Raw genomic sequence first — 25,109 nt, 5'->3', positions numbered from 1 at the left:
AATGGAGGGGGTGCACCCATGGATTATCAACTATTGTTATTGACTATTGCTGTTTCCTTTATCCTTGCGGTCATTGCCGCTCCGCTCTTCATTCCGCTTCTGCGCAGGATGAAATTCGGACAGCAGGTGCGAGATGACGGACCGCAATCCCATTTAAAGAAAGCGGGAACGCCAACGATGGGCGGTATCGTAATCATCGTGGCTTTTACATTGGCTTATCTGAAATTTTCTGTGGTAAATAACGATTTTTACGTACTACTAGTGGCTACGCTTGGTTTTGGACTGATCGGATTTTTGGATGATTATATCAAAATCGTATTCAAGCGTTCGTTGGGCCTTACTGCGCGTCAAAAATTGTTCGGACAGCTGTTGGTAGGTGCTGTAATGTGCGGTCTGCTAATTTCTGCTGGACATAGCACAAGTATCAGTGTTCCTGGAACTGACTTCAGCTTTGACTGGGGCGGCTTTTTCTACTATCCATTCATTATCATTATGATGATGGCCGTAACGAATGCTGTTAACTTTACTGATGGAGTAGATGGTTTGCTGTCAGGAGTAAGTGCTATTGCTTTGGCGGCTTATGCTGTTGTAGCTATGCAGGCGACCTCGATTGCAGCTGGAGTGTGCGCAGCGGCAATGATTGGGGCAGTTCTCGGGTTTCTGGTCTTTAACGCCCATCCAGCTAAGGTGTTCATGGGAGATACCGGATCATTTGGTATTGGCGGCGCGATAGGTGCAATTGCTATTGTCACGAAGAGCGAACTGCTGTTTCTTATCATTGGCGGTGTGTTTGTGGTGGAAATGTTATCTGTCGTGATACAGGTGGTCTCTTTCAAAACCCGTGGCAAACGTGTATTTAGAATGAGCCCGATTCACCATCATTTTGAACTTGGTGGCTGGTCGGAATGGCGTGTGGTAATTTCGTTCTGGGCGGTAAGTTTGGTATTAGCCGCTGTTGGACTATTTATTAGCAAGGGGTTGTAGCGAATGAAACATCCAGATATGTATCGTGGTGAAGAAGTTGTAGTTCTTGGGCTCGCAAAAAGCGGTGTCCAGGTTGCTAAAGTGCTGCATGATCGAGGCGCTGTAGTTACGGTGAACGATAAAAAGGAAAGAAACATAAGTCCCGAAGCTTCCGAATTGGAATCTTTGGGAATTTGTGTTATAAGCGGTGGGCATCCGGATGGACTGATTCATGAAGGTGTAAGTCTGGTCATTAAGAATCCAGGCATTCCTTATTCTGCGCCTCCTGTGCAAAAGGCTCTTGAGCTTGGCATTGAAGTAGTTACAGAGGTAGAGGTTGCTTACCGTCTTTGTGCAGCGCCGATGATTGGCATCACGGGATCCAATGGCAAGACGACAACGACGACCTGGGTAGGTCAAATGCTGGAAGCTGCAGGTATGAATCCGATTGTTGCAGGTAACATTGGCACGCCTCTCTGTGAGGCTGCGCAAGAAGCTACAGAGGATAACTGGATGGTGGTCGAACTCAGCAGCTTCCAGCTCAAAGGTACGGAAACTTTCCGCCCCAAAATAGGTTGTTTGTTGAATATTGCGGAGACCCACCTGGATTATCATGGGAGCATGAAGGATTATGTCGATTCCAAAGCAAAGCTGTTCGCTAATCAAGTAGCTACGGATACGGCTGTGCTGAACTGGGACGATCCCTTTTGCCGGGAACTTGTGCCATATATGAAGGCTACTATTCTTCCGTTCTCTATGTCCGAGGAGCTCACTCATGGTGTGTTTGTTAGCCCGTCCTATATTACGGATCAAGACGACGATCTGAAGCGCCGGATCATCTACCGCGAATCTGCAGAACAAGAAACAATCATTGCTGATGTAGATTCCATTGGCCTTCCGGGGCGTTTCAACGTGGGAAATGCACTGGCTGCATGTGGCATTGCCATTGCTGCTGGAGCTGACCCTTCTTTATTGGGCGAAGTGCTTGCTTCGTTTCGCGGTGTGGAGCACCGGCTGGAGTATGTAGCTGATAAGGCTGGGGCCACTTATTATAATAATTCCAAAGCAACGAACTCCAAAGCGACGATTATGGCATTAACGTCCTTCAAACGCCCCGTAGTGCTGATCGCTGGCGGATTAGACCGTGGTTCCGATTATTTGGAGCTGCTGCCTGTCCTGAGCGGTCGTGTTAAAGCGCTAGTAGCGTTAGGGGAAACTAAGGACAAGCTAACGAATGTAGCGCAGCTGGCAGGATTAAAGCAGATTATCTCCGTCGATAATGGGGAGAGTGCCGCCGCCGTGCTTGAGCAAGCTGTGCAGGAAGCCTCCGCTCTGGCGGAAGAAGGAGATATCGTTCTTTTGTCTCCTGCATGTGCAAGTTGGGATATGTTTACATCCTATGAAGAGCGCGGGCGTATTTTTAAAGAGGCGGTGCATAACCTTTAAGTAGGGGGGTGGATAAGCCCCATCCCTACTACGGATGCAAGAGGTGTGCTCCTGATGAACAAAACTCGTCATGCTCCCGATATTTGGTTGCTGATTCCTATTCTATCTTTGCTGGTGATCGGCATGGTGATGGTATACAGCGCCGGGTCCGTTCTGGGCTTCCGCAATTATGGAGATTCGTTTTACTTTGTAAAAAGACAGCTTTTGTTTGCAGGACTGGGACTAGTCGCGATGTTCGTTACGGCGAATACCGATTACAGGGTGCTGAAAAAGCTGGCTAAGCCGGCACTTCTGATCTGCTTTTTCTTACTTGTTATTGTGCTTATCCCCGGTATTGGTGTAGTACGTGGGGGTGCGCGCAGTTGGCTAGGAATTAGCTCTTTCGGGATTCAGCCTTCCGAGTTCATGAAGATGGGGATGATTCTATTCTTAGCCAACTGGCTAGGAAAAGAGGAATACGACATCACCTCCTTCACACGCGGCTTGCTCCCACCGCTTGCGCTCATTGGGTCAGCCTTCGCGCTGATCATGCTGCAGCCGGATCTGGGTACAGGCACTGTTATGTTTGGTGCAGCCTTGATGATGGTCTTCACAGCTGGGGCTAGAATGAAGCATTTACTTTCACTTGGCGTAGCTGGAGCGGCAGGGTTTGTTGCTTTGATTGCAGCAGCGCCTTACCGACTGCAGCGGATTACCGCTTTTCTTGATCCTTGGTCCGACCCCCTTGGTGCAGGCTACCAGATTATTCAGTCGCTATATGCGATCGGTCCTGGGGGGCTCGGTGGTCTCGGATTAGGAATGAGTCGGCAGAAGTACAGTTATGTTCCTGAGCCACAAACTGATTTTATTTTTTCTATATTGGCCGAGGAGCTGGGGTTTATCGGTGGTTTGGCTGTGTTGATCCTATTTCTTATTCTAATCTGGCGCGGGATGAAGGTGGCGATGAGTCTGCCTGACCGTTTTGGAAGCTATCTGGCCGTTGGCATCGTCTGTATGGTGGCTGTGCAAGTCATTATTAATATTGGTGTTGTTATCGGTCTAATGCCTGTAACAGGCATCACGCTTCCTCTGATTAGCTATGGCGGATCTTCGCTTACACTGATGCTGACCTCCCTTGGCATTCTATTGAACTTATCCCGTTTTGCGAGGTGAAAGAGATGCGTATCGTATTAAGCGGCGGAGGCACGGGTGGACATATCTATCCTGCGCTCGCTGTTGCTAGGCAAATGGAGTTGGAAGATAGCAAATCTACCTTCCTGTATATAGGTGGATCGCGTGGCTTAGAGAGTAAGCTTGTTCCACAAGAAAATATCCCTTTCAAATCTATTGACATCACCGGTTTTCGGCGCAAGCTGTCCATAGACAACGTCAAGACCGTGATGCGTTTCTTGAAGGGTGTTAAGGCTTCCAAAGAAATGTTAAGAGAATTCAAGCCAGATGTTGTGATTGGAACAGGCGGTTATGTATGTGGTCCGGTTGTTTATGCTGCATCCCGGTTAGGTATTCCTACTTTGATCCATGAACAAAATGCTATACCAGGTTTAACCAATCGCTTTTTGAGTCGGTATGCGAGTACGGTTGCCGTAAGTTTTGAAGGCACAGAGTCCTCTTTTCCGGGGAGCAAGCATGTGATTTATACTGGTAACCCACGTGCTACAACAGTTACTACAGCAAGTCCGCAACGAGGATTCGCATCGCTGGGTATTTCGGATGGCAGTACTGTAGTTTTGGTGGTTGGAGGCAGCCAGGGAGCTAAGGCTATTAATAGAGCCATGATTGAAATGGCCCCATTAGTGGGTAAGGGTAATGGTGTTCATTATGTGTATGTTACTGGTGAACCCTATTTTGAAGAGACCCGGGTGGAATTGCGTCAAAAGCTGGGTAGCTTACCAAACTGGTTGCATGTCCTTCCTTATGTTCATAATATGCCAGAGGTGTTGGCTTGTACCTCTTTGATCGTTAATCGGGCTGGAGCATCTTTTCTCGCTGAGATTACAGCGCTGGGTATTCCCTCTGTACTCATTCCTTCTCCTAACGTGACTAACAACCATCAGGAAGCGAATGCAAGACAGCTGGAACGTGAGGGTGCTGCTGTGGTGCTGCTTGAGAAAGATTTAAACGGCACGGCTCTTTATGAGGTGGTTCAAAAAATCATCGGAGGAGAAGCAGTGCGTGAGCAGATGTCCGCGGCTTCCAAGCGACTCGGCAAAAGAGATTCTGCAGCAGTGATCACAAGCGAGCTCAGAAGACTTACAGGTAAGAAGTCTTAAGAAATCCTCTTTTTCTATATGGGTTTTCCTTATTGGCAGCTCTCTGTCACACACTTGGAGGAACGAACATAGGATAATCCTATAATCGTGACAATCACCCAGGACACTTCCAAACCTGAGATGTAGTGCAGGATATTCTTGAAATATAAGAAAGTATAAGTTTCACGTTATACATTATCCTTATATTTCTCGCTTAAACGCCTATCGTCCTTATAAAGGACGCCGAAGACGTTTATACTTGTACATTTCATATGAGCTTGTAACGGAAGTGTTTGTGGTGGGTGAGCGGTAATCTCGGAGGTGATACATTGGACAAATTGGTGATTGAGGGTGGAAATCCCCTGTCAGGCACCATTCGTATCCATGGAGCAAAAAATGCGGCGCTGCCGATTCTAGCGGCAAGCCTGCTGGCCGAAGGAGTTCACTCACTGCATAATGTGCCGAAGCTGCTGGACATCGAGACTATGCTAGACATCCTAGATCGGCTGGGCTGCAGGTGCGTGCATCAAGAGGATACGGTGACGATAGATACGTCTGCCGTCGGGACATCTCATATCCCTGAGGATTTAATGCGGCAGATGAGATCTTCTATTTTTCTAATGGGACCGCTGTTATCCAGATTTGGAGAGGTAACGATCTATCAGCCAGGGGGCTGTGCAATCGGAGAGCGTAAAATCGATCTTCATCTACAAGGGCTTAAGGCGCTTGGTGCGGAGATCGAAGAGAGCAATGGACGAATATTCTGTCGAGGCTCTAAGCTTATAGGGAGTGATATTCATCTCGACTATCCAAGTGTAGGGGCAACGGAGAATATTATGATGGCTGCCGCAAAGGCAGAGGGTACAACAACGATATCGGGGGCAGCGAGAGAGCCGGAGATACAGGACTTGCAGCAATTTTTGAATAGTATGGGTGCTCAGATTATAGGTGCAGGTACGGACACCATTACGATTCAAGGTGTTAAGAACCTGTATCCCTGTACGTACGAGGTGATACCTGACCGGATTGTGGCTGGAACCGTAATGATTGCGGCGGCGGCTACACGGGGGAATGTGACTTTGACACATGCCAACGCGGGGCATCTGACTTCGCTTATTCATGTGCTCAAGCGGGCTGGTGTTCAAATCACAGTGTGCAATGATATAATTAATGTCAGTTGTATGGGGCGCCCGCGTGCTGTTGAGAGAATTGTGACTTCTCCTTATCCTTCTTTCCCAACAGATCTGCAATCTCAGGTCATGGTGCTGTTGTCTCTTGCCGATGGCTTCAGTGTAATCAAAGAGACGGTGTTTGAGGGACGATTCAAGCATGTTGAAGAAATGGCTCGGATGGGCGCTGATATTTCTATCGATTTGAATCGTGCGTTTATACGCGGTGTTCAGAGATTGTATGGTGCTACTGTGGAAGCTACTGATTTGCGTGCTGGTGCTGCTCTGGTCATTGCTGGTCTCGCTGCACAAGGGACTACAGTCGTTGAGCAAGCACACCACATTGACCGTGGATATGATGGAATAGAGATGCTGTTTCAGAAGCTTGGCGCGCGTATAAGCCGCAAGGTACCCATACCGGATCCACTTGATTTGGCCAATTAAAGCTCCCTGTCTCCTTCAGTTCTAGCTAGGAAGGAGACAGGGCCTTATTACGGAGATATGAGAATGACAACAACCCGATTACCTCTTCTTAAAGAGGACAAGCCTAAGAAAAAAATGAGCCGTAAAATTACGGCGATCCTGCTGCTATTGTTCACTGCACTTCTTGCTGTGATTTTTTTTAGATCGTCTATTAGTCACATTACAGTGATAGATTTTCAGGGAAGCAAGTATTCTACTAGTGAAGAATTACTCTCGCAAAGTGGAATTCATATAGGTGGACAATTCTTTGCTGTTTCTACGAAGGATGTGGAACAATCTCTGTTAGAGCTTAAGACGGTTAAGAATGTGACCGTAAAGAAGGATTTCCCCGGGGTAATCACAGTGAAGATTGAAGAATTCCCTGCGGTGGCCTATGAACTGGAACAGGGGGGCGTCTTAAAGGCGATTCTGTCGAGTGGGGCAGCGGTGTCTATTAATGAGACTGGTATTGCCGTAGAGAAGCCTATATTAACTAACTGGGATCCAGCCGATCCTAATAAGGCTATCCTATGTCAAACACTAGGAAGTATTGCTAATGAGTTGACAAGTGATATTTCTGAGATTGTTCCCTCACCAACTTTATCATTTCCAGACCGTATCAAGCTCTATACAAGATCCCGTTTCGAGGTGATTACCTCTATCTCTTTATTGAAGAGCAAAGTGTCCTATTTGAATCAGGTAATAGAGACCAAGGAGCCTGGACTTATCACGATGCTTGAAGCCGACTCGTATGTTCCTTTTCAGGTCGAAAGTGAGGAGCAAAAGGGCGATGAACAAAAAGATGTGCAAGAGTAGAGTAGAGGTCAATAGTCCCTACTAATAGAGTTGAAAAAATGCTACAATCGGATTTACGGGCAAGAAGCTATATCCCTCTTTTTTCTTCGATTTTTTTGAAATATAATGCTTTATGTGGTTGTAAATGTTCAAATAACCAAAAAAAAGGCTTATATTTCTTGTGATATTTGTCATTCTTATAAAAATTTATGATTAACTATTCACATTAAGGGATGTTGGAATATTATTCCGTTCAAAAAATTTGTAGAAAAAAGAGGGAAAGGGTTAGGTATGTTGAATATGTACAGAGAAGTTTCCCGGGACAGGGATAAGGTTATGCAAATTATTTCGATTATAACAGGAGGTGCCATAGGACTTGAGCAACAATGACATCATTGTTAGTTTGGACATCGGTACATCCAAAGTTCGGGCAATAATTGGGGAAGTTACCAATGGAACCTTTAATATTATTGGCGTTGGATCTGCTGATTCGGAAGGAATACGTAAAGGCGCGATTGTAGATATCGACCAAACTGTGCAATCGATCAAAAGTGCTATAGATCATGCAGAGCAAATGGTGGGTATTCAAATATCAGAGGTTTATGTAGGCATTTCCGGTAATCATATTGGCCTGCAATCCAGCCACGGTGTCGTGGCCGTTCAGAATGAGGATCGTGAAATCGGTGAGGATGATATCGATCGCGTTATTAAAGCTGCGGAAGTCATCGCAATGCCTCCGGAGCGAGAAGTGATTGATGTTGTTCCTAAACAATTTATCGTCGATGGTCTCGAAGGTATTCAGGACCCGCGCGGGATGATTGGCGTTCGTCTTGAAGTTGACGCAACCATCATTACGGGTGCTAAGACGCCAATACATAATCTACTACGCTGTGTTGAGAAATCAGGGCTAAAAGTGAAGGATCTTGTGCTGATGTCTCTTGGAGCTGGTGGATTGGCGCTATCCAAGGACGAGAAATCGATGGGATCTGTTCTGGTTGATATCGGTGCCGGGTCGACAACGATCGCCATATACGAAGAAAGTTCCCTTTGTGCAACCTCCACGATTCCGATCGGAGGAGAATTTGTAACTAATGACATTGCATACGGACTACGTACACTTACTGATCAAGCGGAGAAAGTAAAGCTGAAGTATGGTTGCGCATGGATTGACGATGCAGCTTCTGACGTTGTCTTCAAAGTGCTGCGCATTGGCAGTAACGTGGAGAAGGAATTTAACCAAGAGGATTTAGCGGCAATTATCGAGCCACGGGTGCAAGAAATCTTCCATCTGATTAAACAGGAAGTGAAACGGCTTGGTTACAGTGAACTGCCTGGAGGTTATATACTAACGGGTGGAACTGTCTCGATGCCTGGCGTATTAAAAGCGGCTCAGACTGAGCTGGCCGCATCTGTACGCATCGCTGTACCGGATTATATCGGTGTGCGGGACCCTGGGTTTACCGGAGGTGTCGGTATCCTGCATAATGTTGTCCGTAGCTTCCGTGGAAGAAGTAGTGGCGGAAGCAGCAACAAAAAGACGGTCAACCGGAGTAAGCAGAACGCTGCTCCAAATCAGGAAACGGTTCAGAAGACCGGGTTTGTCGAGCGTCTAAAGAACATGTTCAGCGAGTTTATATAAGTGTAAGTCCAGATATACTTGGACTGGCCATCCAAGCACATTGAGGGGGAGATGGAACAATATGTTAGAATTTGATTTTGAAATGGAGAGCTTGGCGCAAATAAAAGTCATTGGCGTAGGCGGCGGAGGTAGTAATGCTGTCAACCGGATGATTGAAAATGGCGTTCAGGGTGTAGAATTTATTACGGTTAATACAGACGCCCAAGCGTTGCATATGGCCAAATCGGAGCACAAGCTGCAAATCGGGGACAAGCTGACCCGCGGGTTGGGTGCAGGAGCTAATCCTGAAGTTGGTAAGAAGGCAGCGGAAGAATCCCGTGACTTGATCTCTAATACCCTTAAGGGCGCAGATATGGTGTTTGTTACTGCAGGGATGGGTGGCGGTACTGGAACAGGTGCAGCACCAGTTATAGCTGAAATTGCTAGAGAGTGTGGAGCGTTGACTGTGGGTGTAGTTACTCGCCCGTTCACTTTTGAAGGAAGAAAACGATATAACCAGGCAATGCTTGGAATCGAAGCTTTGAAAGAAAAAGTCGACACGCTAATCGTCATTCCAAATGACCGTTTGCTTGAGATCGTTGATAAGAAAACACCGATGTTGGAAGCTTTCCGTGAAGCAGATAATGTTCTCCGGCAGGCTGTTCAAGGTATCTCTGACCTAATTAAGGTTCCTGGTCTGATTAACCTTGACTTTGCGGATGTAAAGACGATTATGACAGAGCGCGGTTCAGCGCTTATGGGTATTGGTATTGCAAATGGTGAGAACCGTGCGTCTGAAGCAGCACGTAAAGCCATCATGAGTCCACTCTTGGAAACGTCTATTGAAGGCGCCCGCGGCGTAATCATGAACATTACGGGAGGATCCAACCTCTCTCTATATGAAGTTAATGAAGCGGCTGAGATCGTTACATCCGCCTCTGATCCTGAAGTGAATATGATCTTTGGTGCGATTATTGACGAAGGCCTGAAGGATGATATCAAAGTAACAGTAATTGCTACTGGCTTTGAACATAAACCATCGCCTGAAACTCCAGGACGTCGTCCAGTCTCGACGAATAACGAGCCTGCGGCAGCACCGGATAAGAGTTCAGCTAATTTACGTCCTTTCGGCAATCAGAGTTCTTCTGACCAGCTCGATATTCCGACGTTCCTGCGTAATCGGACTCGGGGCAACAACGATTAATTAAAGAGAACTAAGATTATACGAGAACACCGTATCGCTTAGCTGATTAGCTATGGCGGTACGGTGTTTTTTTGTATACATGTAAGTAAGGATCGATCAAGAGAGTCAACAGCATGGTGTGGCTCACAGATGTCCATGGTTGGCTAAACGTTAACGATAACTGGAAACCGCCAAGCGCCGTCCGGTGGCGAATCCTGCCAATCTGCAGCTTTTCTTGCACCAGAGAATGATTTCTAGCCAAAAGTAAGGATAAAGCTATATATTTGCAGTTTTAAAGAAATTCCATAAAGAAGGAATAAATCCTCACGCGCTATAACTCGACAAAAAAACCGCAAGAATGCCCCCCAAGTTTAGACAGACTTTGAATGCGAGACTTTCTATACTAATCATATCGTCCAAAAAACAGAGCCTGATCCATTTTGGCTACAGGATAGATTCCGCCATTAAGCAGGTGAATGAACTGGTTGTTTATATTGACTTGATATTCGCCGCCAATCTAGTGATCGACGGAATTCTTTTGTGGCTGACAGGCTGGATGGTTAAGCTGAGAATCTCATGGTGGCGTTTAATCCTCTCAGCACTTGTTGGAGCACTGTATGTGGTGATGATGTTTGTACCGGAACTGTCTTTCATGTATACCTTCCTTATTAAGTTTGGATTGTCGGTGGTTATGTTATGGATTGCCTTTGGTTTTGGGAGTCTGCAAAGCTACCTTCGCACTATGGGAGCTTTCTATATTATCAATTTTGCAGCTGCGGGTGGGATCGTTGGTATTCACTATTTGCTGCAGAGCTCCAGCGAGATTTGGAATGGTATTATGTTCACCGCTTCAGGAGGGCATGCTTACGGCTTAAAGATCGGCTTTTGGTTTGTCATTGCGGTATTTCCCCTGGTGTTAATCTGCTTCAAGGCAGTGCAATCTTCACGAATCAGAAGGGAGCAGCTTGAAACCTATATCGGTGAGGTGGTTGTTGAAATTGATGGGGTAAGTGTTTCCTGTCCTGGCCTGTTAGACACAGGTAACCGGCTCTGTGATCCTTTGACTCGCATTCCGGTGATGGTGATGGAATCGACGCTATGGGAGGGGCATCTGCCTGCTGCATGGAAAGGGAGACTCACTCAGGATGGTGCGGACAGACTTTTGCTAGAAACGGACGGGCAGTCGTTCGCTTGGCAGGATAGGATGCGGCTAGTACCTTATAGGGGGATTAACCGAGGGTCATCATTTATGCTCGCACTGAAGCCGGACCTTGTGACAATAAAGCTTGGTGAAGATACCTTTTATAGTAAAAGAGTCTTAATTGGGCTGGATGGCGGGACACTGTCTGGAGATGGGGCCTATCGGGCGATCATTCATCCGGATTTAACTCAAAGAGAGAGCACTACTGATGCAGCACTACCTTCCTAATCTTAAAATCTAGCTGAGCTAAACTTTTGAGGGCTGAAAGCGGGAATTGAAAGCTTCATATGCGAACCGTGTACTTCTTGGAGGAGGAACAATAATGATCAAATGGAAAATTGCTCTGCAGCTGCAATATTACCGCATGCTGTTTCTACTGGGGCTGAAGAGTCAGGAAATCTATTATATTGGCGGGAGCGAGGCTCTTCCTCCACCGCTGACACGGGAAGAAGAAGAGTATCTGCTTCAGCGGCTATCCAGCGGTGATGCAGCTGTTCGTGCGATGCTGATTGAGCGTAACCTGCGCCTCGTAGTATATATCGCTCGCAAATTTGAGAATACCGGAATCAATATTGAAGACCTGGTTTCGATAGGGGCTATCGGATTAATCAAGGCGGTGAACACATTTGATCCCGAGAAAAAAATAAAACTAGCTACGTATGCATCTCGCTGCATAGAGAATGAAATTTTGATGTATTTGCGGCGTAATAGTAAGACACGGAGTGAGGTTTCTTTTGATGAACCTCTTAATATTGATTGGGATGGTAATGAGCTGCTGCTCTCAGACGTATTAGGAACTGAAAATGATACCATTTACCGAAACATTGAAGAACAGGTCGATCGCAAGCTGCTGCAGAAGGCGCTGGAAAAGCTGAGCGAACGAGAAAGACTCATTATGGAGCTGCGATTCGGACTGCGTGGAGGCGAAGAAAAGACACAAAAAGATGTGGCGGATCTGCTTGGTATTTCCCAATCTTACATTTCTCGTCTGGAGAAACGAATTATTAAGCGGCTACGTAAGGAGTTTAACAAGATGGTGTAGGGTGAAATTAGCAAGGAATAAAATGGCCAGCCCGGGAGATAATGTACAGTAATGTTTCTCCTTGGGAGGTAAATCATCATGACCCGAAATAAAGTCGAGATTTGCGGTGTGGATACTGCTAAGCTGCCTGTTCTAACGAACGTGGAAATGCGGCAACTGTTCACTTCGCTGCAGCAGCAGGGCGAGCGATCCGCCAGAGAGAAATTGGTAAATGGTAATCTTAGGCTCGTTCTAAGTGTTATCCAGAGGTTTAATAACAGGGGAGAATTTGTTGACGATTTGTTTCAGGTGGGCTGCATCGGTCTGATGAAAGCCATCGATAATTTCGATTTATCACAAAACGTTAAGTTCTCCACATATGCGGTTCCGATGATTATTGGTGAGATCCGCCGCTACTTGCGTGATAACAACCCAATACGAGTATCGCGTTCACTCAGAGACATTGCTTACAAGGCGCTGCAGGTACGCGATAGTCTGACCAATCAGAATTCGCGGGAACCGACGATATTCGAAATTTCTGAAGCGCTTGGTGTACCGAAGGAAGATGTAGTGTTTGCCCTTGATGCTATTCAGGATCCAGTGTCCTTATTCGAACCGATCTATCATGACGGTGGCGATCCTATTTATGTAATGGACCAGATTAGCGATGATAAGAATAAGGATGTGTCGTGGATCGAAGAAATCGCCTTACGTGAAGCGATGCGAAAGCTAGGTCAGCGGGAGAAACGAATTTTATCCATGCGGTTTTTCGAAGGAAAGACTCAAATGGAGGTCGCAGATGAGATTGGTATCTCACAGGCACAGGTCTCACGCCTAGAGAAATCTGCGATTCAGCAAATGCAAAAGCATGTGAAGTCTTAAATCGTCTGAAATGAGGAGATATCTAGAATCCGTTTAAGGATTCTAGGTGATCTCCTCTTTTTATGGTTTCAGGAAGTATATACTTGTGGGGATTTTTCATGCATGTGGCCAAGCTTTCATAACATATATTGGACTGTAGGTCTGATTGTACAGGGGTGGTGAAATGAACGAGGATTATGTAGGATCAGCTAAAAAAATGAAAATCTCTGATTTTCAGACTAAGGACGTTATTAACATTGTGGACGGTAAGCGGCTGGGCCAAATCAGCGACTTGGAGCTTGATTTACGCCGAGGTGTTATTGATGCCATCGTAATTCCCGGATACACTCGGTTTATGGGATTGTTCGGAGGTGGAACAGATCTGATTATTCCATGGCGAAATATTGTTAAAATCGGGTCTGATGTAGTGCTTGTGAAAATTGAGGAATTAAGAATGCCTCAAGGGCAGGACGAGCGGGAGACGATGTATCTGGAACGAGGGGACCGAAGCGAACGGCGCACTTATTAATTAGGTGCGTTTTTTGTTTTTTTATAAAAAGATCGAGATGGCATAGCTTAAAAAGTTAATAAATTGAGCTTTCTAGCTTAATCGGCATTTTGTGGGGGTATTTACATGTGGTACACTAAGGCGGAGGTGAGGAAATGGAACCGTTTGTGCAGGGAAAGGAAACACTTATGCTGCTCCATCTGGAGCCTTGGCGTGTGAAGCATAAAGAAATTACAGCAGGTTTTACCGGTAGACAGGGAGGGGCTAGCAAAGAGCCTTATGACAGCCTGAATTGTGCATTTCATGTTGGGGATGCTCCAGAAGATGTTTTAAAGAATCGTAGGGCACTTGCTGAAGCGCTTGATTTCAAGCCAGAAGCTTGGACCTGTGGAGAACAAACCCATGGAGCAGAAATAGCAGTGGTAAGGGAAGCTGATCGTGGTCGTGGGCAAAAGGATAGAGCCTCGGCATTTCAGGCAACGGATGGTTTACTTACGGATGTACCGGGAGTTTTGCTGACTTCTTTTTATGCGGACTGCGTGCCTCTTTACTTTTATGATCCAGTGCATCAAGTCGTCGGTCTTGCGCATGCCGGTTGGAAGGGAACTGTGGCCCAGATTGCAGCCGCCATGGTGAGTAAAATGGAGAACATTTACGGAAGCCATCCGCAGGACATTATTGCAGCGATCGGACCGTCCATTGGCGACTGCTGTTATGAGGTGGATGATTATGTGATGGAGCATGTTCGTCAATTGGAGGATGAGCTGAGCAAGCTGACAGAAACAACTGACACTGTGGGGCTATACAGAACATCTGACACAGATAAGAACAAATACATGCTAAACTTGAAAGAAATGAATCGACGCATTATGATTAAAGCAGGAATCTTGCCGACTCATATCGAATGTACATCTTGGTGTACAAGCTGTAATCAGGATTTGTTCTTTTCTTATCGTAAAGAAAATGGGGTTACAGGTAGGATGACGAGCTGGATCGGAATAAAGGAGAGTTGAAAGTTGGCTTTAACACTGCAGGAGAGAATTGCTGAGGTAGAGGAACGTGTAGCACGTGCCTGCGCGGCAAGCGGCCGGGATCGAAATGACGTCAAGGTAATCGCAGTGACGAAATATGTTTCTCTGGAAATGGTGTCCTCCGTACTTACGGCAGGCCTAGAGCATATTGCCGAGAGTCGCTGGCAGGATGCTGAGCACAAATGGAAGGTTTTAGGGGACCAAGGGACATGGCATTTTATCGGGCATTTGCAAACCAATAAGGTTAAAGACGTTATTGGCAAGTTTCAATATATACACTCTTTGGACCGGATATCCCTGGCACAAGAATTACACAAAAAGGCGATTGCCGCAGATCAAGAAGTGAATGTCTTTCTTCAAGTGAACATCTCTGGAGAAGATACGAAATTTGGTCTGTCGCCTGAGGCAGTACCTGGATTTTTACGTGAAATTGCTAGTCTCGACCGTGTAAAAGTAATTGGACTAATGACAATGGCGCCTTTAGAAGGTGATCCGGAGCTTACCCGTCCTGTATTTCGCGGACTTCGTGAGCTGCGCGATGAGCTCAATCAACTTGCTTTGACACCTGAGCCGATTACGGAGCTATCGATGGGAATGTCGAATGATTTTGAGGTAGCGATACAGGAAGGAGCTACCTGGGTACGCCTAGGTACGGTGTTAGTAGGCCATTAGGAGGGATCGTGATGAGCGTTATGAACCGATTTATGAGTTTTTTGGGCTTGCAGGAGGAAGAAGAAGTTGTGGAGCGGGAGCAAATCCACGAAGAGGATGAGTATGAGCCAGCCCCTGTCGAAACCCGCAAAAATCAAAGGGGCAACGTTGTCAGTATCCATTCGCAGAAGAATGTAAAAGTTGTACTTTATGAGCCACGTTCGTACGATGAGGCTCAGGAAATTGCGGACCATCTCCGTTCTCACCGGACGGTAGTGATCAATCTTCAGCGTGTCCGCAATGATCAAGCGATGAGAATTATTGACTTTTTAAGCGGAACTGTTTATGCCCTTGGGGGAGGAATCTCTAAAATTGGGGGCAATATATTTATGTGCACGCCAGATACCGTTGAAATTCAAGGTGCTATCACGGAAATCCTCGGTGACGATCCAGAATATAACAGAATGAGGTGAATGAGCTTTGCTCCAAATTGATTCGATTATTGATATGCTTTTCAATATTTATTTTTACATGATTATTTTCTATGTACTGATGTCGTGGTTGCCAAACGTTCGTGACAATTTTATTGGAGAACTGCTAAGCAAGCTTGTTGAACCGTATTTAACACCATTTCGTCGGTTTATTCCGCCACTCTTCGGTACGCTTGATATTTCCCCGATCATTGCACTACTCGTCTTGGAATTTGCGGCAGGTGGACTCAAATCCATTTTGCACTTAATTTTTTAGGCAGAAGTGATGAAGACGGAAGTTTACGGGCATTTTCATCCCGATGAAAGACAATTTGTGGACAAGGCTTGGGAATGGGTTACCCATGCCGGAGAATATCATGAGACGAAACTGACCGAATTTCTAGACCCGCGCCAAGGCTTTATTCTGCAAAGTCTCGTCAACCGCCATCCTGATGTAATTGTCAGATGGGAGGGGGGGCATGCAGAGGCAGAACGAAAGCGAGCGCTCGTTGCTCCCGATTATCGTGATTTGGATCAAGAGGATATGGAGCTGAAGGTTCTTGCGATAACCTCTGGTGAACAGAAGTTTCTGGCGCTTGAGCATGGGGACTACATGGGTGCTATTCTAGGACTCGGAGTAAAACGCGGTAAAATCGGGGACATTCATGTTCTGGATGATGGCTGTCATGTGGTGGTAGCTGCAGATATTGCGGATTATTTAGCTATGAATTTAACCGGAGTACACCGGATACAGGTGAGTACGGAGGTATTGCCACTTTCTTCCTTGCGTAATAGTGAGGTGAAGCTGGAAATGATGGGTTTGACTGTAGCGTCCCTACGATTGGATGGCATTGCCGCAGATGTAACACGGCTTAGCCGCAGCAAAATTCTTGCTCCCATCAAGGCTGGACGCGTTCGGGTAAATTGGAAAGTGGAGGAAGACCCTTCCTGCGGACTTAAAGATGGTGACATGGTATCTATTCAAGGATTCGGTCGTTTCAAGGTTTTAGAAGTCGGTAGTTTGACGAAAAAGGGCCGATACCGTGTTCAGATTGGTAAATTTGTGTGAATCCCTTGCAGGAATCCGGCTTTACTTGTCGAAATTGATTATTTCGAGGGAATCAAACATTTTTAAAGCAGGACGCCGATATTTTATAGAAGAGGCGAACCATGAATGGCAGTTGGATCGTCGATATATATCCTCTGCCTTTACTTGAAGTACAGTCTTTCTTCTTTGTCTGCTGCACAGGTATGGTTCAGAGACTTAGAAGGTCCGAAATTTCTAGGAGGTGCACAGCATGCCATTAACACCGCTCGATATACATAACAAGGAGTTCTCTCGGAGACTTCGCGGTTATGATGAGGACGAGGTCAACGAATTTCTGGATCAAGTAATTAAAGATTACGAAAGTGTTATCCGTGAGAACAAAGAGCTGCAGAATCAGCTTTTGTCCATTCAAGAGCGTTTGGATCATTTTGTAAACATTGAAGAGAGTTTATCGAAGACGATCTTAGTCGCTCAGGAAGCGGCAGATGATGTGAAGAACAACTCCAAGAAGGAATCGCAGCTTATTATCAAGGAAGCGGAAAAGAACGCAGATCGGATTATTAACGAAGCGTTATCCAAATCCCGTAAAGTTGCTATTGAGACTGAAGAGTTGCGCAAGCAAGCTTCAATCTATCGTACTCGTTTCCGGACATTGGTGGAAGCTCAGCTGGAGCTGTTGTCACAGGATGACTGGAATGCCTTGGAGAGTCGTGAGGCGAGCGAGAACGTAACTTTTAAGGATGATGTTCTACATCGTATCTAATCATTGTGATGAATGCTGATTTGGTTTGTGAGTAGGAAGGATTTTGGACTTTTATAATTTCAAACCAGAATTGGCTAAATAGAGGGAGCTATTCCCTCTATTTTTATTTTCCGTTAAAATCGATCCTAATAAAGGATCTTCCGCCATCGTTGGTATGCTCCTATTTGCGGATTTGGCAAGCGGTTGTTGACATTTAGACTCAAAAAGTCTATAAATAGAACATATCTGTATAATGTTTATATGTATTCGATGACGGGACAAGTACGACAAGGTAACGTTCTCCAGAGAGTCGGCGATTGCTGAGAGCCGATTGTTCGAACCCTGCCGGAAAATCTTCCCCTAGAAGTTAAGCTGAAGCGTTGATCGTGCGTAAGCTTAGCCGTCTGCCGGACGTTACACCGGACCTGTGCATGAGATTTACGCGCGGGACTGAGATTGTGCTGAATACACTCCCCTTAAGGATGTGCTCATGCGCAGAATTAGGGTGGTATCGCGAGCGTCGTCTCGCCCCTTTGGGGGTGGGATGACGCTTATTTTGTTGTTCCGGGGCGGGCCATCCCCCTAAATCCCCCTTGCTAAGGGGGACCCCAAGGGCTGCTGCCCTCTGGACACCCGCAAAGTAAAGCCTCGTGCAAATGGGTACGGTGGTGGAAGCGAACGGACTCATGTGGCTGAAGGAGCGGCCCTTCTTAGGCTCCCCTGCGGGTTCGCCTGCGGGGCCTTCACGGCAAAAGCGGTGAGCGACCAGCTGCGCAAGATCGCGAATTGGCCCCCCGAGCCCCTGCTGCCCTGCGGGATCGCGGCTCGGGTGCCAAGAACAAAAGCACGTGCGACCAGCTGTGCAAGGTCGCTCAGAGACTAAATCATGAAAGGATTGACCATCACATGCAAAAAGTAGATGTCAGAGAAAAAGCGCGGGCAAGAGATGTCCGCATACTGAAGAAATGGAGCGACGAAAATACGTTCCGCAAATCCATGGAGAACCGTGAAGGACGTCCGAACTATGTATTTTACGAAGGTCCTCCTACAGCGAACGGTGCACCGCATATCGGGCACGTGCTGGGCCGTGTAATCAAGGATTTCATCGGTCGTTACCAAACGATGAAAGGCTATCGTGTGGTACGTAAAGCGGGCTGGGATACACATGGTCTTCCAGTAGAGCTAGGCGTGCAGAAGAAGCTTGGGATCTCCGGTAAACAAGAGATCGAAGAATATGGTGTAGAGAAATTCATTCAGGAATGTAAAGACAGCGTCTTCGGCTACGAGAAGCAATGGCGCGAGTTTACAGAGGGTATCGGATACTGGACGGATTTAGATAATCCTTACGTAACCTTGGATAACACATATATCGAAAGCGTGTGGAACATCTTGGCTACGGTTCATGACAAAGGGTTGCTCTATCGCGGACACCGCGTTAGCCCTTACTGCCCAAGCTGCCAGACTACCCTAAGCTCCCACGAAGTAGCTCAAGGCTACAAAACCGTCAAGGATCTTAGTGCGACTGCAAAGTTCAAACTGGATGACAGTGGAGACTACGTACTAGCTTGGACGACTACACCTTGGACATTGCCAGCGCACATGGCTTTAGCCATGAACCCTGACATGGATTATGTACGTGTACAACAAGAAGATGGTGTGTACATCGTTGCTAAGAATTTGGTGGAAGAAGTAATGAAAGGCGAGCACACCGTCCTTTCGACACATAAAGGTTCCGAGTTCATCGGCAAAACTTACGCTCCTCCTTTCGGATACATCAAAGCAGAGAAAAGCAATGTCATCGTAGGTGCTTCCTTCGTTACAGATTCCAGCGGTACAGGGATCGTACACATGGCACCAGCGCATGGTGAAGATGACTACAAGACTTGCCGCGAGAACGGTATCAGCTTCGTAAACGTGGTTGATAATTCCGGTAAGTATACCGATGTAGTGTCTGATTTTGCCGGACGCTTCGTAAAAGATTGCGATTTGGATATCGTTAAAGCTTTGTCTGAAAAAGGATTACTTTACGGTAAAGAAAAATACGAGCACAGCTATCCGTTCTGCTGGCGTTGTGATACACCGCTCTTGTATTACGCAACAGACAGCTGGTTCATCAACACTACAGCGATCAAGGATCAGCTCATTGCTAACAACAACAGCGTAAGTTGGTACCCTGAGCATGTACGCGAAGGCCGTTTTGGTAAGTTCTTGGATGAACTGGTGGACTGGAATATCAGCCGTAATCGTTACTGGGGTACACCGCTTAATGTTTGGGTATGTCAAGAAACGGGCAAAGAGTTCGCTCCACACAGCATTGAAGAACTGAGAGCCATGGCAATCGGCGATGTGCCTGAGGATATCGAGCTGCATAAGCCTTTTGTAGATAAGATCAAGCTACGTAGTCCTTTCAGTGAAGGTGCAGAGATGGTTCGCACACCGGAAGTTATCGACGTTTGGTTTGACAGTGGTTCAATGCCTTTTGCCCAAAGCCACTATCCATTTGAGAACGAAGATAAGCTGAATGATCAGTATCCAGCGGATATGATCTGTGAAGGGATCGACCAGACCCGTGGATGGTTCTACAGCTTGCTAGCTGTATCTACCTTGTTTAAAGGTAAAGCTCCATATAAAGCGGTAATCGCTACAGGCCATATCCTCGATGAGAACGGTCAAAAAATGTCCAAATCCAAAGGCAATGTTATTGATCCTTGGGAAATCATGAATGAATACGGAACGGATGCTTTCCGTTGGGCGATTCTGTCTGACAGTGCACCGTGGAACAACAAACGGTTCTCCCGTGGTCTTGTAGGGGAAACCAAATCTAAAGTTGTAGATACACTGGTGAATACACATGCGTTCTTGACGCTTTATGCAGGCATCGATGGTTACGATCCAGCCGATCATCCTTTTAAAGTATCCGAACATAAGCTGGACCGCTGGATTCTATCCCGTCTGAACAGCTTGATTCTTTTGGTAGATAAAGGACTTGCGGTAAATGACTTCGTAAACACGTCCAAAGCGATTGAGAACTTTGTGGATGAGCTGAGTAACTGGTATATCCGTCGTTCCCGTGACCGTTTTTGGGGGAGTGGTCTAGGTGAAGATAAGCTGGATGCTTATCGTACACTGACCCATGTGCTTTTGACGACAGCCTCTTTAATGGCTCCATTTACGCCGATGTTGTCTGAAGATATCTTCACGAACCTTGGCGGCGGAGAAAGCGTGCATTTAGCCGATTATCCGGTTGCTGATGAGAGCTTGATCGATAAAGAGCTGGAAGAGGATATGGAAAGTGCAAGACAGATCGTTGAGCTGGCGCGTAACGTGCGTAACGAAACAGGCATTAAGAATCGTCAACCGCTGTCTGAGCTGATCGTTTCGATGAACCGTGACTTCCATTTGTCTGAGTATGAAGAGATCATTAAAGAAGAGATCAACATCAAGAACATCGTGCTGGAGACTAGCGATAGCGGATTTGTGGATTTCACACTTAAGCTGAATCTTAAGGTTGCCGGTAAAAAATATGGTAAAAATGTTGGCTTCCTGCAAGGCTTCCTGAAAGCTCTGGATAGTGACTCTACCCGCAAAGCGGTACAAGATGGCTCAATCACGATTGCGACGCCAGAGGGAGAAGAGCTCGTAATCACTTCCGAAGAGCTACTCGTTGAAAAACAAGCCAAAGCAGGTTTCGCCGCAGCTTCTGGATATGGAATTACGGTTGCGCTCAATACCGAAATCACGCCTGAGCTTGAACAAGAAGGCTGGGTTCGTGAGATCATTCGTGCGGTTCAAGACTACCGTAAACGTCTGGATCTGCCGATCGAGAAACGGATCGCACTCACGCTGAATGTAGACGATGAGCTTAAAGCAGCAGTTACAGCCTTTGAGAATGTATTGCGAGACAATGTACTTGTGACTACGGTTGATTTTGGCGGAGAACATGCTTTTGAAACGGTAGATGTTGGTGGTAAATCTATCGGCATCCATATTGGAGCGTAAATCTGCATTACCTGTCCCAAAACAGCATATACTAGCGGCACAAGTGTAAACGGAGAACTTCTGTTTATGCGGGAAATATAGTCTTTATATTTCGCCCGCAAAAAATAACGAGCCTCGTGCTCAAGGAGATTCATTCTCTTTGACCGGGCTCGTTTACTTTGTGGGCGAGTATAGACGTATGAGAGGAGCTGTGGCTGTGGAGGATCAGAAGAACAGAATCTCCGTCAAGACATCCGGCAACAAGAACAGCCCAGACATGGGAGCGGAGAAAAAGGTTATTCCTGAGGCAAACCCTGAGCGTTTAACAGCAGATCATCGTAATCCGGAAGACATTCCACTGGAAGAAAAAATGAATACAATGTATCGATTAACCTTTGAATGGGCCCATATTTTAGAAAAATCACGAATTTATAAGTATACAGAGCTGCTATATTCACCTTGGAGTCTCATTTGGCGAAACATCTTATATGGAACGGCTCGTGGAGTTGGGATCGCGCTAGGCTTTACTTTTTTTGCGGCAACGATCATTTATGTCCTTCAGGGGCTTGGAGCCTTGAATCTACCGATCATCGGAGATTATATTGCGGATATTGTACGGATTGTACAGCGTCAGCTGGAATTTAAATAGCTTGTTAAGGCGAAGCCGTCTTTATTTGGGTTGTAGGAGAGATTAGAGTCCGGTCCATTTTCTTAGGTGGATTTACCCAACCTTGAGCTTCTATGTTTTTCCCCAGTCCTGACCTTTCCTTCTTTAATCTTTGGAGAGGGCTGCGCTGCTTATTTTCCTCGTGTATGATGCGTAAGCCTCTCATTAATAATAAATATCGTCGGTCATCTTCATGACTGAGTTGTTGTACATTTTTGAAATAATCGTGATTCACTACGGTACACTCCTTGTATGTCGATTTCATCATGCGTTAGATCAGTTTAACATCTGAATCTGAACATTTTCTTAACAAAATGACATAGAGCATAAAAAAACAAAAAAACAGCGGGCATTCCACAATAAAATTGGAACCGCACGCTGTTCATTTTTCTAGTAGGGATAATGCTTTTACTCTTCGCCTTCGAGCGGATCAAGCATGTAACTTCCCTCGCCGCTATCCTTATAGCGTTCGTAGCTGCGTCCCGGAACTACAATTAAATGGTTCCCTGTAATATCGGTGGCGATAAAGTTCTCCCAAGGCTCTACACAGCCTTCCAGCTCATCCGCTTCAATCTCCATATCGTTATAAGAGTCAATATTGCTGCCCTCCGCCATAGCGGGGGAATCGGAGTTGCCATAGCTTTCTACTATCTGCCAGGCATCTTCACCGTCAAAGCCGTTTTGATCCTCTCGCTCATCGAGACTGGTACGCCCAAATGGAGGAGACAAAAATTCTTCTTCAATTGGCCGAGTAAAAGGTGCATTTTGACGTGGGGCGTGCTCCTTACAGTAAAGTGTAGAAGGAATGGCAGATAAACGCTCAAAAGGGATCGGTTTACCGCTAGCCTTACATATCCCGTAGGTGCCTTCATCCATTGCGGAGAGAGCAGCTTCAATATCATCCAGCTCATGCTCGTCCCGCTCAAGCAGTGAAATATCCATGGAGCGATTATACAAATCGGTGGCTGCGTCCCCCGGATGGTTGTCATTCTCGGAAAGTTCTCCGGTGCCATCCCGCATGGATTCCTGTAAGCCGTAATTTTCATTATTCTGAAGCCTTTGCTGAATAGTATCACGATCTTTTTCTAATCGGGCGCGTAGCTCTGAGAGCTGCTGTACTGTCAGGTGCGTCATGATGAGTAAGCTCCTTTCTGTACTTTTTTAAGAATCCTTCCGACTTACCGATTTGCACCGGATGGTTCTTTGTTAGGTTGACCTGAGAGGCGTTATTTTAGCGATGGAAAATAGTCCCCAAGATTAAGCGCCCGAGAGGTGTCACGCAATAGACGATCTTCTAAGGGCTGTGCTACAATATACAAGTCTTATAACAGTATTCGTACCGCATTTGGCGGGAAAAATAAGAACGGAGTGACAACTTCTGTGGTGTACTATTTGATTGCTCTTATTGTATTTTTGGTGGATCAGGGAACGAAGTATCTCATTGCCACACGTCTGGAGCTTGGGGAACAGATTTCGGTGATCGGGAATTTCTTCCTAATTACCTCACATCGTAATCGCGGGGCTGCTTTTGGGATTCTACAAGGTCAGCAATGGTTCTTCTTTTTAGTTACGGTTGTAGTGGTTGCAGGTATCGTTTGGTACTTGAACAAAACTAGACATTCGCGGAAGATGCTATCGGTTGCCCTTGGGCTTGTTCTGGGTGGGGCGATTGGTAACTTCCTAGACCGGATGATCAGTGGTGAGGTTGTCGATTTCCTTCTGTTTAATTTTGGAAGCTATAGCTTCCCGATTTTTAACGTTGCGGATTCATGTATCGTCATTGGGGTTGGGTTGATACTTTTGGACTCCTTCCGCGATCTTAAGAATGGTGAAGAAATCACGGAAATCAAAGAAGTAAAAGAAGCAAAGGAAGTAAAAGAAGGGAATGAATGATTTGAGTAAAGACGTCAATCACCAAGCGGCATCTACGAGCGAAGAAGAGAGGGACGTCACGGAGTGGACCGTTTCGGCGGAGAACGCGCGGGAGCGAATTGATAAATATATTACGGAATCTTGGGAAGAGGATATTTCTCGTTCTCAGGTACAGCTGTGGATCAGTGGCGGGCATGTTACGGTTAATGGGGCACCGGTTAAAGCTAACTATAAGCTCTCAGAAGGCGATAAAGTTTCCATTGTCGTACCAGAAGCAGAAGTGACGGACTTGATCCCAGAGAATATTCCTCTTGAAGTTGTATACGAAGACAGCGATGTCATTGTGATTAATAAGCCACGTGGAATGGTTGTGCACCCAGCAGCTGGTCATCCGTCAGGCACTTTGGTGAATGCACTGATGTATCATTGCAAGGATCTGTCCGGTATTAACGGTGAGATTCGTCCGGGTATTGTCCACCGTATTGATAAAGATACCTCTGGTCTTATTATGGTGGCTAAGAATGATGCCAGTCACGCATCGCTCGCAGCACAGCTTAAAGAGCACAGTGTAACACGCCGCTATATAGCTGTTGTGCACGGCAACTTGTCGCATGACAAAGGAACGGTTGACGCTCCGATCGGTAGAGATCCACATGATCGCAAGCTATACACTGTAACGGAAAAGAACAGCAAGAAATCTGTGACCCATTTTACGGTGATGGAGCGTTTCGGCGAATGTACACTGCTGGAGTTGCAGCTAGAGACTGGTCGCACGCATCAGATCAGAGTGCACATGAAATTCATAGGTCATCCGCTTGTGGGCGATCCGGTTTACGGTCGCAGCAAGGGAACAACTATGAATGGACAGGCATTACATGCGGCGGTGCTTGGATTTATTCATCCTACGACAGGTGAATATAAAGAATTCAGCAGACCTATTCCGGAAGACATGGAAGAAGTTCTACTCGCATTGCGCAGCAGATAAGTACAAATGAAGTGATAAATAGTCTATGGTATTGAACTCTGCTTTCCATCATATTTAATAACATAAGGATAAAGAGAAGGTTATGCCTTATTCTTTATCCTTATTTTTTATCACAGAAACGGATCTCTAGAAACATAAGCCATCCAAGGGACGGCGAAGCCGTTTCTTCTGAAATTAGAATAGATAGCC

General features: G+C 46.2%; 24 protein-coding genes and 1 other annotated feature. Of the genes, 22 read left to right on the top strand and 2 right to left on the bottom strand.

Features of this window, described 5'->3' with window-relative positions:
• Positions 1 to 18 precede the first annotated feature (18 nt).
• The 8 genes from mraY to ftsZ all read left to right on the top strand — a co-directional run bounded on the left by mraY (position 19) and on the right by ftsZ (position 9,906).
• Positions 19 to 984: a phospho-N-acetylmuramoyl-pentapeptide-transferase gene (gene mraY, locus NSU15_RS23060; RefSeq protein WP_042130241.1), complete on the top strand. Its 966-nt coding sequence runs from the start codon at positions 19 to 21 to the stop codon at positions 982 to 984.
• A 3-nt stretch (positions 985 to 987) separates the two neighbouring features.
• Positions 988 to 2,409: a UDP-N-acetylmuramoyl-L-alanine--D-glutamate ligase gene (gene murD / locus NSU15_RS23055; RefSeq protein WP_339287661.1), complete on the top strand. Its 1,422-nt coding sequence runs from the start codon at positions 988 to 990 to the stop codon at positions 2,407 to 2,409.
• Positions 2,410 to 2,463: 54 nt separating this feature from the next.
• Positions 2,464 to 3,561, top strand: coding sequence for a stage V sporulation protein E (gene spoVE, locus NSU15_RS23050; RefSeq protein WP_042130238.1), 1,098 nt, complete (start codon positions 2,464 to 2,466; stop codon positions 3,559 to 3,561).
• 5 nt (positions 3,562 to 3,566) lie between these two features.
• The gene (murG, locus tag NSU15_RS23045; RefSeq protein WP_339287660.1) at positions 3,567 to 4,679 is read left to right on the top strand and encodes an undecaprenyldiphospho-muramoylpentapeptide beta-N-acetylglucosaminyltransferase; all 1,113 of its coding nucleotides are present in this window, start codon (positions 3,567 to 3,569) and stop codon (positions 4,677 to 4,679) included.
• Positions 4,680 to 4,987: 308 nt separating this feature from the next.
• Complete coding sequence (gene murA, locus NSU15_RS23040; RefSeq protein WP_042130234.1) at positions 4,988 to 6,271, top strand: UDP-N-acetylglucosamine 1-carboxyvinyltransferase; 1,284 nt, start codon at positions 4,988 to 4,990, stop codon at positions 6,269 to 6,271.
• A gap of 63 nt (positions 6,272 to 6,334) precedes the next feature.
• Entirely contained in the window at positions 6,335 to 7,105 is a 771-nt protein-coding gene (locus NSU15_RS23035) for an FtsQ-type POTRA domain-containing protein (protein ID WP_042130232.1), read from the top strand.
• A gap of 355 nt (positions 7,106 to 7,460) precedes the next feature.
• Complete coding sequence (ftsA, locus tag NSU15_RS23030) at positions 7,461 to 8,723, top strand: cell division protein FtsA (RefSeq protein WP_076117264.1); 1,263 nt, start codon at positions 7,461 to 7,463, stop codon at positions 8,721 to 8,723.
• Positions 8,724 to 8,784: 61 nt separating this feature from the next.
• Complete coding sequence (gene ftsZ, locus NSU15_RS23025) at positions 8,785 to 9,906, top strand: cell division protein FtsZ (protein ID WP_042130228.1); 1,122 nt, start codon at positions 8,785 to 8,787, stop codon at positions 9,904 to 9,906.
• Between the two features lie 46 nt (positions 9,907 to 9,952).
• On the opposite strand, the gene NSU15_RS23020 is transcribed toward ftsZ, so the two are convergent.
• Positions 9,953 to 10,147 carry a hypothetical protein gene (locus tag NSU15_RS23020; RefSeq protein ID WP_339287659.1) on the bottom strand — a complete coding sequence of 65 codons (195 nt, stop codon included), beginning with the start codon at positions 10,145 to 10,147 and terminating at the stop codon, positions 9,953 to 9,955.
• A 219-nt stretch (positions 10,148 to 10,366) separates the two neighbouring features.
• Here NSU15_RS23020 and spoIIGA point away from each other — a divergent pair, with 219 nt between their 5' ends.
• The 12 genes from spoIIGA to NSU15_RS22960 all read left to right on the top strand — a co-directional run bounded on the left by spoIIGA (position 10,367) and on the right by NSU15_RS22960 (position 22,045).
• The gene (spoIIGA, locus tag NSU15_RS23015) at positions 10,367 to 11,314 is read left to right on the top strand and encodes a sigma-E processing peptidase SpoIIGA (protein ID WP_081389730.1); all 948 of its coding nucleotides are present in this window, start codon (positions 10,367 to 10,369) and stop codon (positions 11,312 to 11,314) included.
• Positions 11,315 to 11,405: 91 nt separating this feature from the next.
• A complete protein-coding gene (sigE, locus tag NSU15_RS23010) occupies positions 11,406 to 12,128 on the top strand; it encodes an RNA polymerase sporulation sigma factor SigE (protein WP_042132390.1) in 723 nt (240 codons plus the stop codon).
• Positions 12,129 to 12,206: 78 nt separating this feature from the next.
• Positions 12,207 to 12,989, top strand: coding sequence for an RNA polymerase sporulation sigma factor SigG (gene sigG, locus NSU15_RS23005; protein WP_036683631.1), 783 nt, complete (start codon positions 12,207 to 12,209; stop codon positions 12,987 to 12,989).
• A gap of 163 nt (positions 12,990 to 13,152) precedes the next feature.
• Positions 13,153 to 13,497 carry a YlmC/YmxH family sporulation protein gene (locus NSU15_RS23000; RefSeq protein WP_339287658.1) on the top strand — a complete coding sequence of 115 codons (345 nt, stop codon included), beginning with the start codon at positions 13,153 to 13,155 and terminating at the stop codon, positions 13,495 to 13,497.
• Positions 13,498 to 13,631: 134 nt separating this feature from the next.
• Entirely contained in the window at positions 13,632 to 14,489 is an 858-nt protein-coding gene (gene pgeF / locus NSU15_RS22995; protein WP_076117260.1) for a peptidoglycan editing factor PgeF, read from the top strand.
• 3 nt (positions 14,490 to 14,492) lie between these two features.
• Positions 14,493 to 15,179 (top strand): YggS family pyridoxal phosphate-dependent enzyme, encoded by a 687-nt coding sequence (locus NSU15_RS22990; RefSeq protein WP_339287656.1) that lies wholly within the window; start codon positions 14,493 to 14,495, stop codon positions 15,177 to 15,179.
• Between the two features lie 11 nt (positions 15,180 to 15,190).
• A complete protein-coding gene (gene sepF / locus NSU15_RS22985; protein WP_042130218.1) occupies positions 15,191 to 15,631 on the top strand; it encodes a cell division protein SepF in 441 nt (146 codons plus the stop codon).
• A gap of 34 nt (positions 15,632 to 15,665) precedes the next feature.
• On the top strand, positions 15,666 to 15,905 hold the full coding sequence (locus NSU15_RS22980) for a YggT family protein (RefSeq protein ID WP_042132388.1): 240 nt from the start codon (positions 15,666 to 15,668) through the stop codon (positions 15,903 to 15,905).
• Between the two features lie 9 nt (positions 15,906 to 15,914).
• A complete protein-coding gene (locus NSU15_RS22975; RefSeq protein ID WP_076117258.1) occupies positions 15,915 to 16,697 on the top strand; it encodes a YlmH/Sll1252 family protein in 783 nt (260 codons plus the stop codon).
• Positions 16,698 to 16,926: 229 nt separating this feature from the next.
• Positions 16,927 to 17,439 carry a DivIVA domain-containing protein gene (locus NSU15_RS22970; protein ID WP_042130215.1) on the top strand — a complete coding sequence of 171 codons (513 nt, stop codon included), beginning with the start codon at positions 16,927 to 16,929 and terminating at the stop codon, positions 17,437 to 17,439.
• Positions 17,440 to 17,679: 240 nt separating this feature from the next.
• Positions 17,680 to 17,954, top strand: a binding site (T-box leader).
• A 370-nt stretch (positions 17,955 to 18,324) separates the two neighbouring features.
• A complete protein-coding gene (ileS, locus tag NSU15_RS22965) occupies positions 18,325 to 21,417 on the top strand; it encodes an isoleucine--tRNA ligase (RefSeq protein ID WP_042130213.1) in 3,093 nt (1,030 codons plus the stop codon).
• 331 nt (positions 21,418 to 21,748) lie between these two features.
• Entirely contained in the window at positions 21,749 to 22,045 is a 297-nt protein-coding gene (locus NSU15_RS22960) for a DUF5665 domain-containing protein (RefSeq protein WP_042132386.1), read from the top strand.
• Between the two features lie 426 nt (positions 22,046 to 22,471).
• On the opposite strand, the gene NSU15_RS22955 is transcribed toward NSU15_RS22960, so the two are convergent.
• The gene (locus NSU15_RS22955; protein WP_042130209.1) at positions 22,472 to 23,197 is read right to left on the bottom strand and encodes a TraR/DksA C4-type zinc finger protein; all 726 of its coding nucleotides are present in this window, start codon (positions 23,195 to 23,197) and stop codon (positions 22,472 to 22,474) included.
• Positions 23,198 to 23,443: 246 nt separating this feature from the next.
• Between NSU15_RS22955 and lspA the strand changes: the two genes are divergently transcribed.
• On the top strand, positions 23,444 to 23,956 hold the full coding sequence (gene lspA / locus NSU15_RS22950) for a signal peptidase II (protein ID WP_339291435.1): 513 nt from the start codon (positions 23,444 to 23,446) through the stop codon (positions 23,954 to 23,956).
• Positions 23,949 to 24,920 carry an RluA family pseudouridine synthase gene (locus tag NSU15_RS22945; RefSeq protein WP_339287654.1) on the top strand — a complete coding sequence of 324 codons (972 nt, stop codon included), beginning with the start codon at positions 23,949 to 23,951 and terminating at the stop codon, positions 24,918 to 24,920. Before lspA ends, NSU15_RS22945 begins: the two co-directional genes overlap by 8 nt.
• The last annotated feature ends 189 nt before the right edge of the window (positions 24,921 to 25,109 follow it).

The sequence above is a fragment of the Paenibacillus sp. FSL E2-0201 genome, from assembly GCF_037963325.1.
Lineage (GTDB): Bacteria > Bacillota > Bacilli > Paenibacillales > Paenibacillaceae > Paenibacillus_AQ.
The sequence above is the reverse complement of the archived record's forward strand: the minus strand, read 5'-3'. Positions and strand labels throughout refer to the sequence as shown.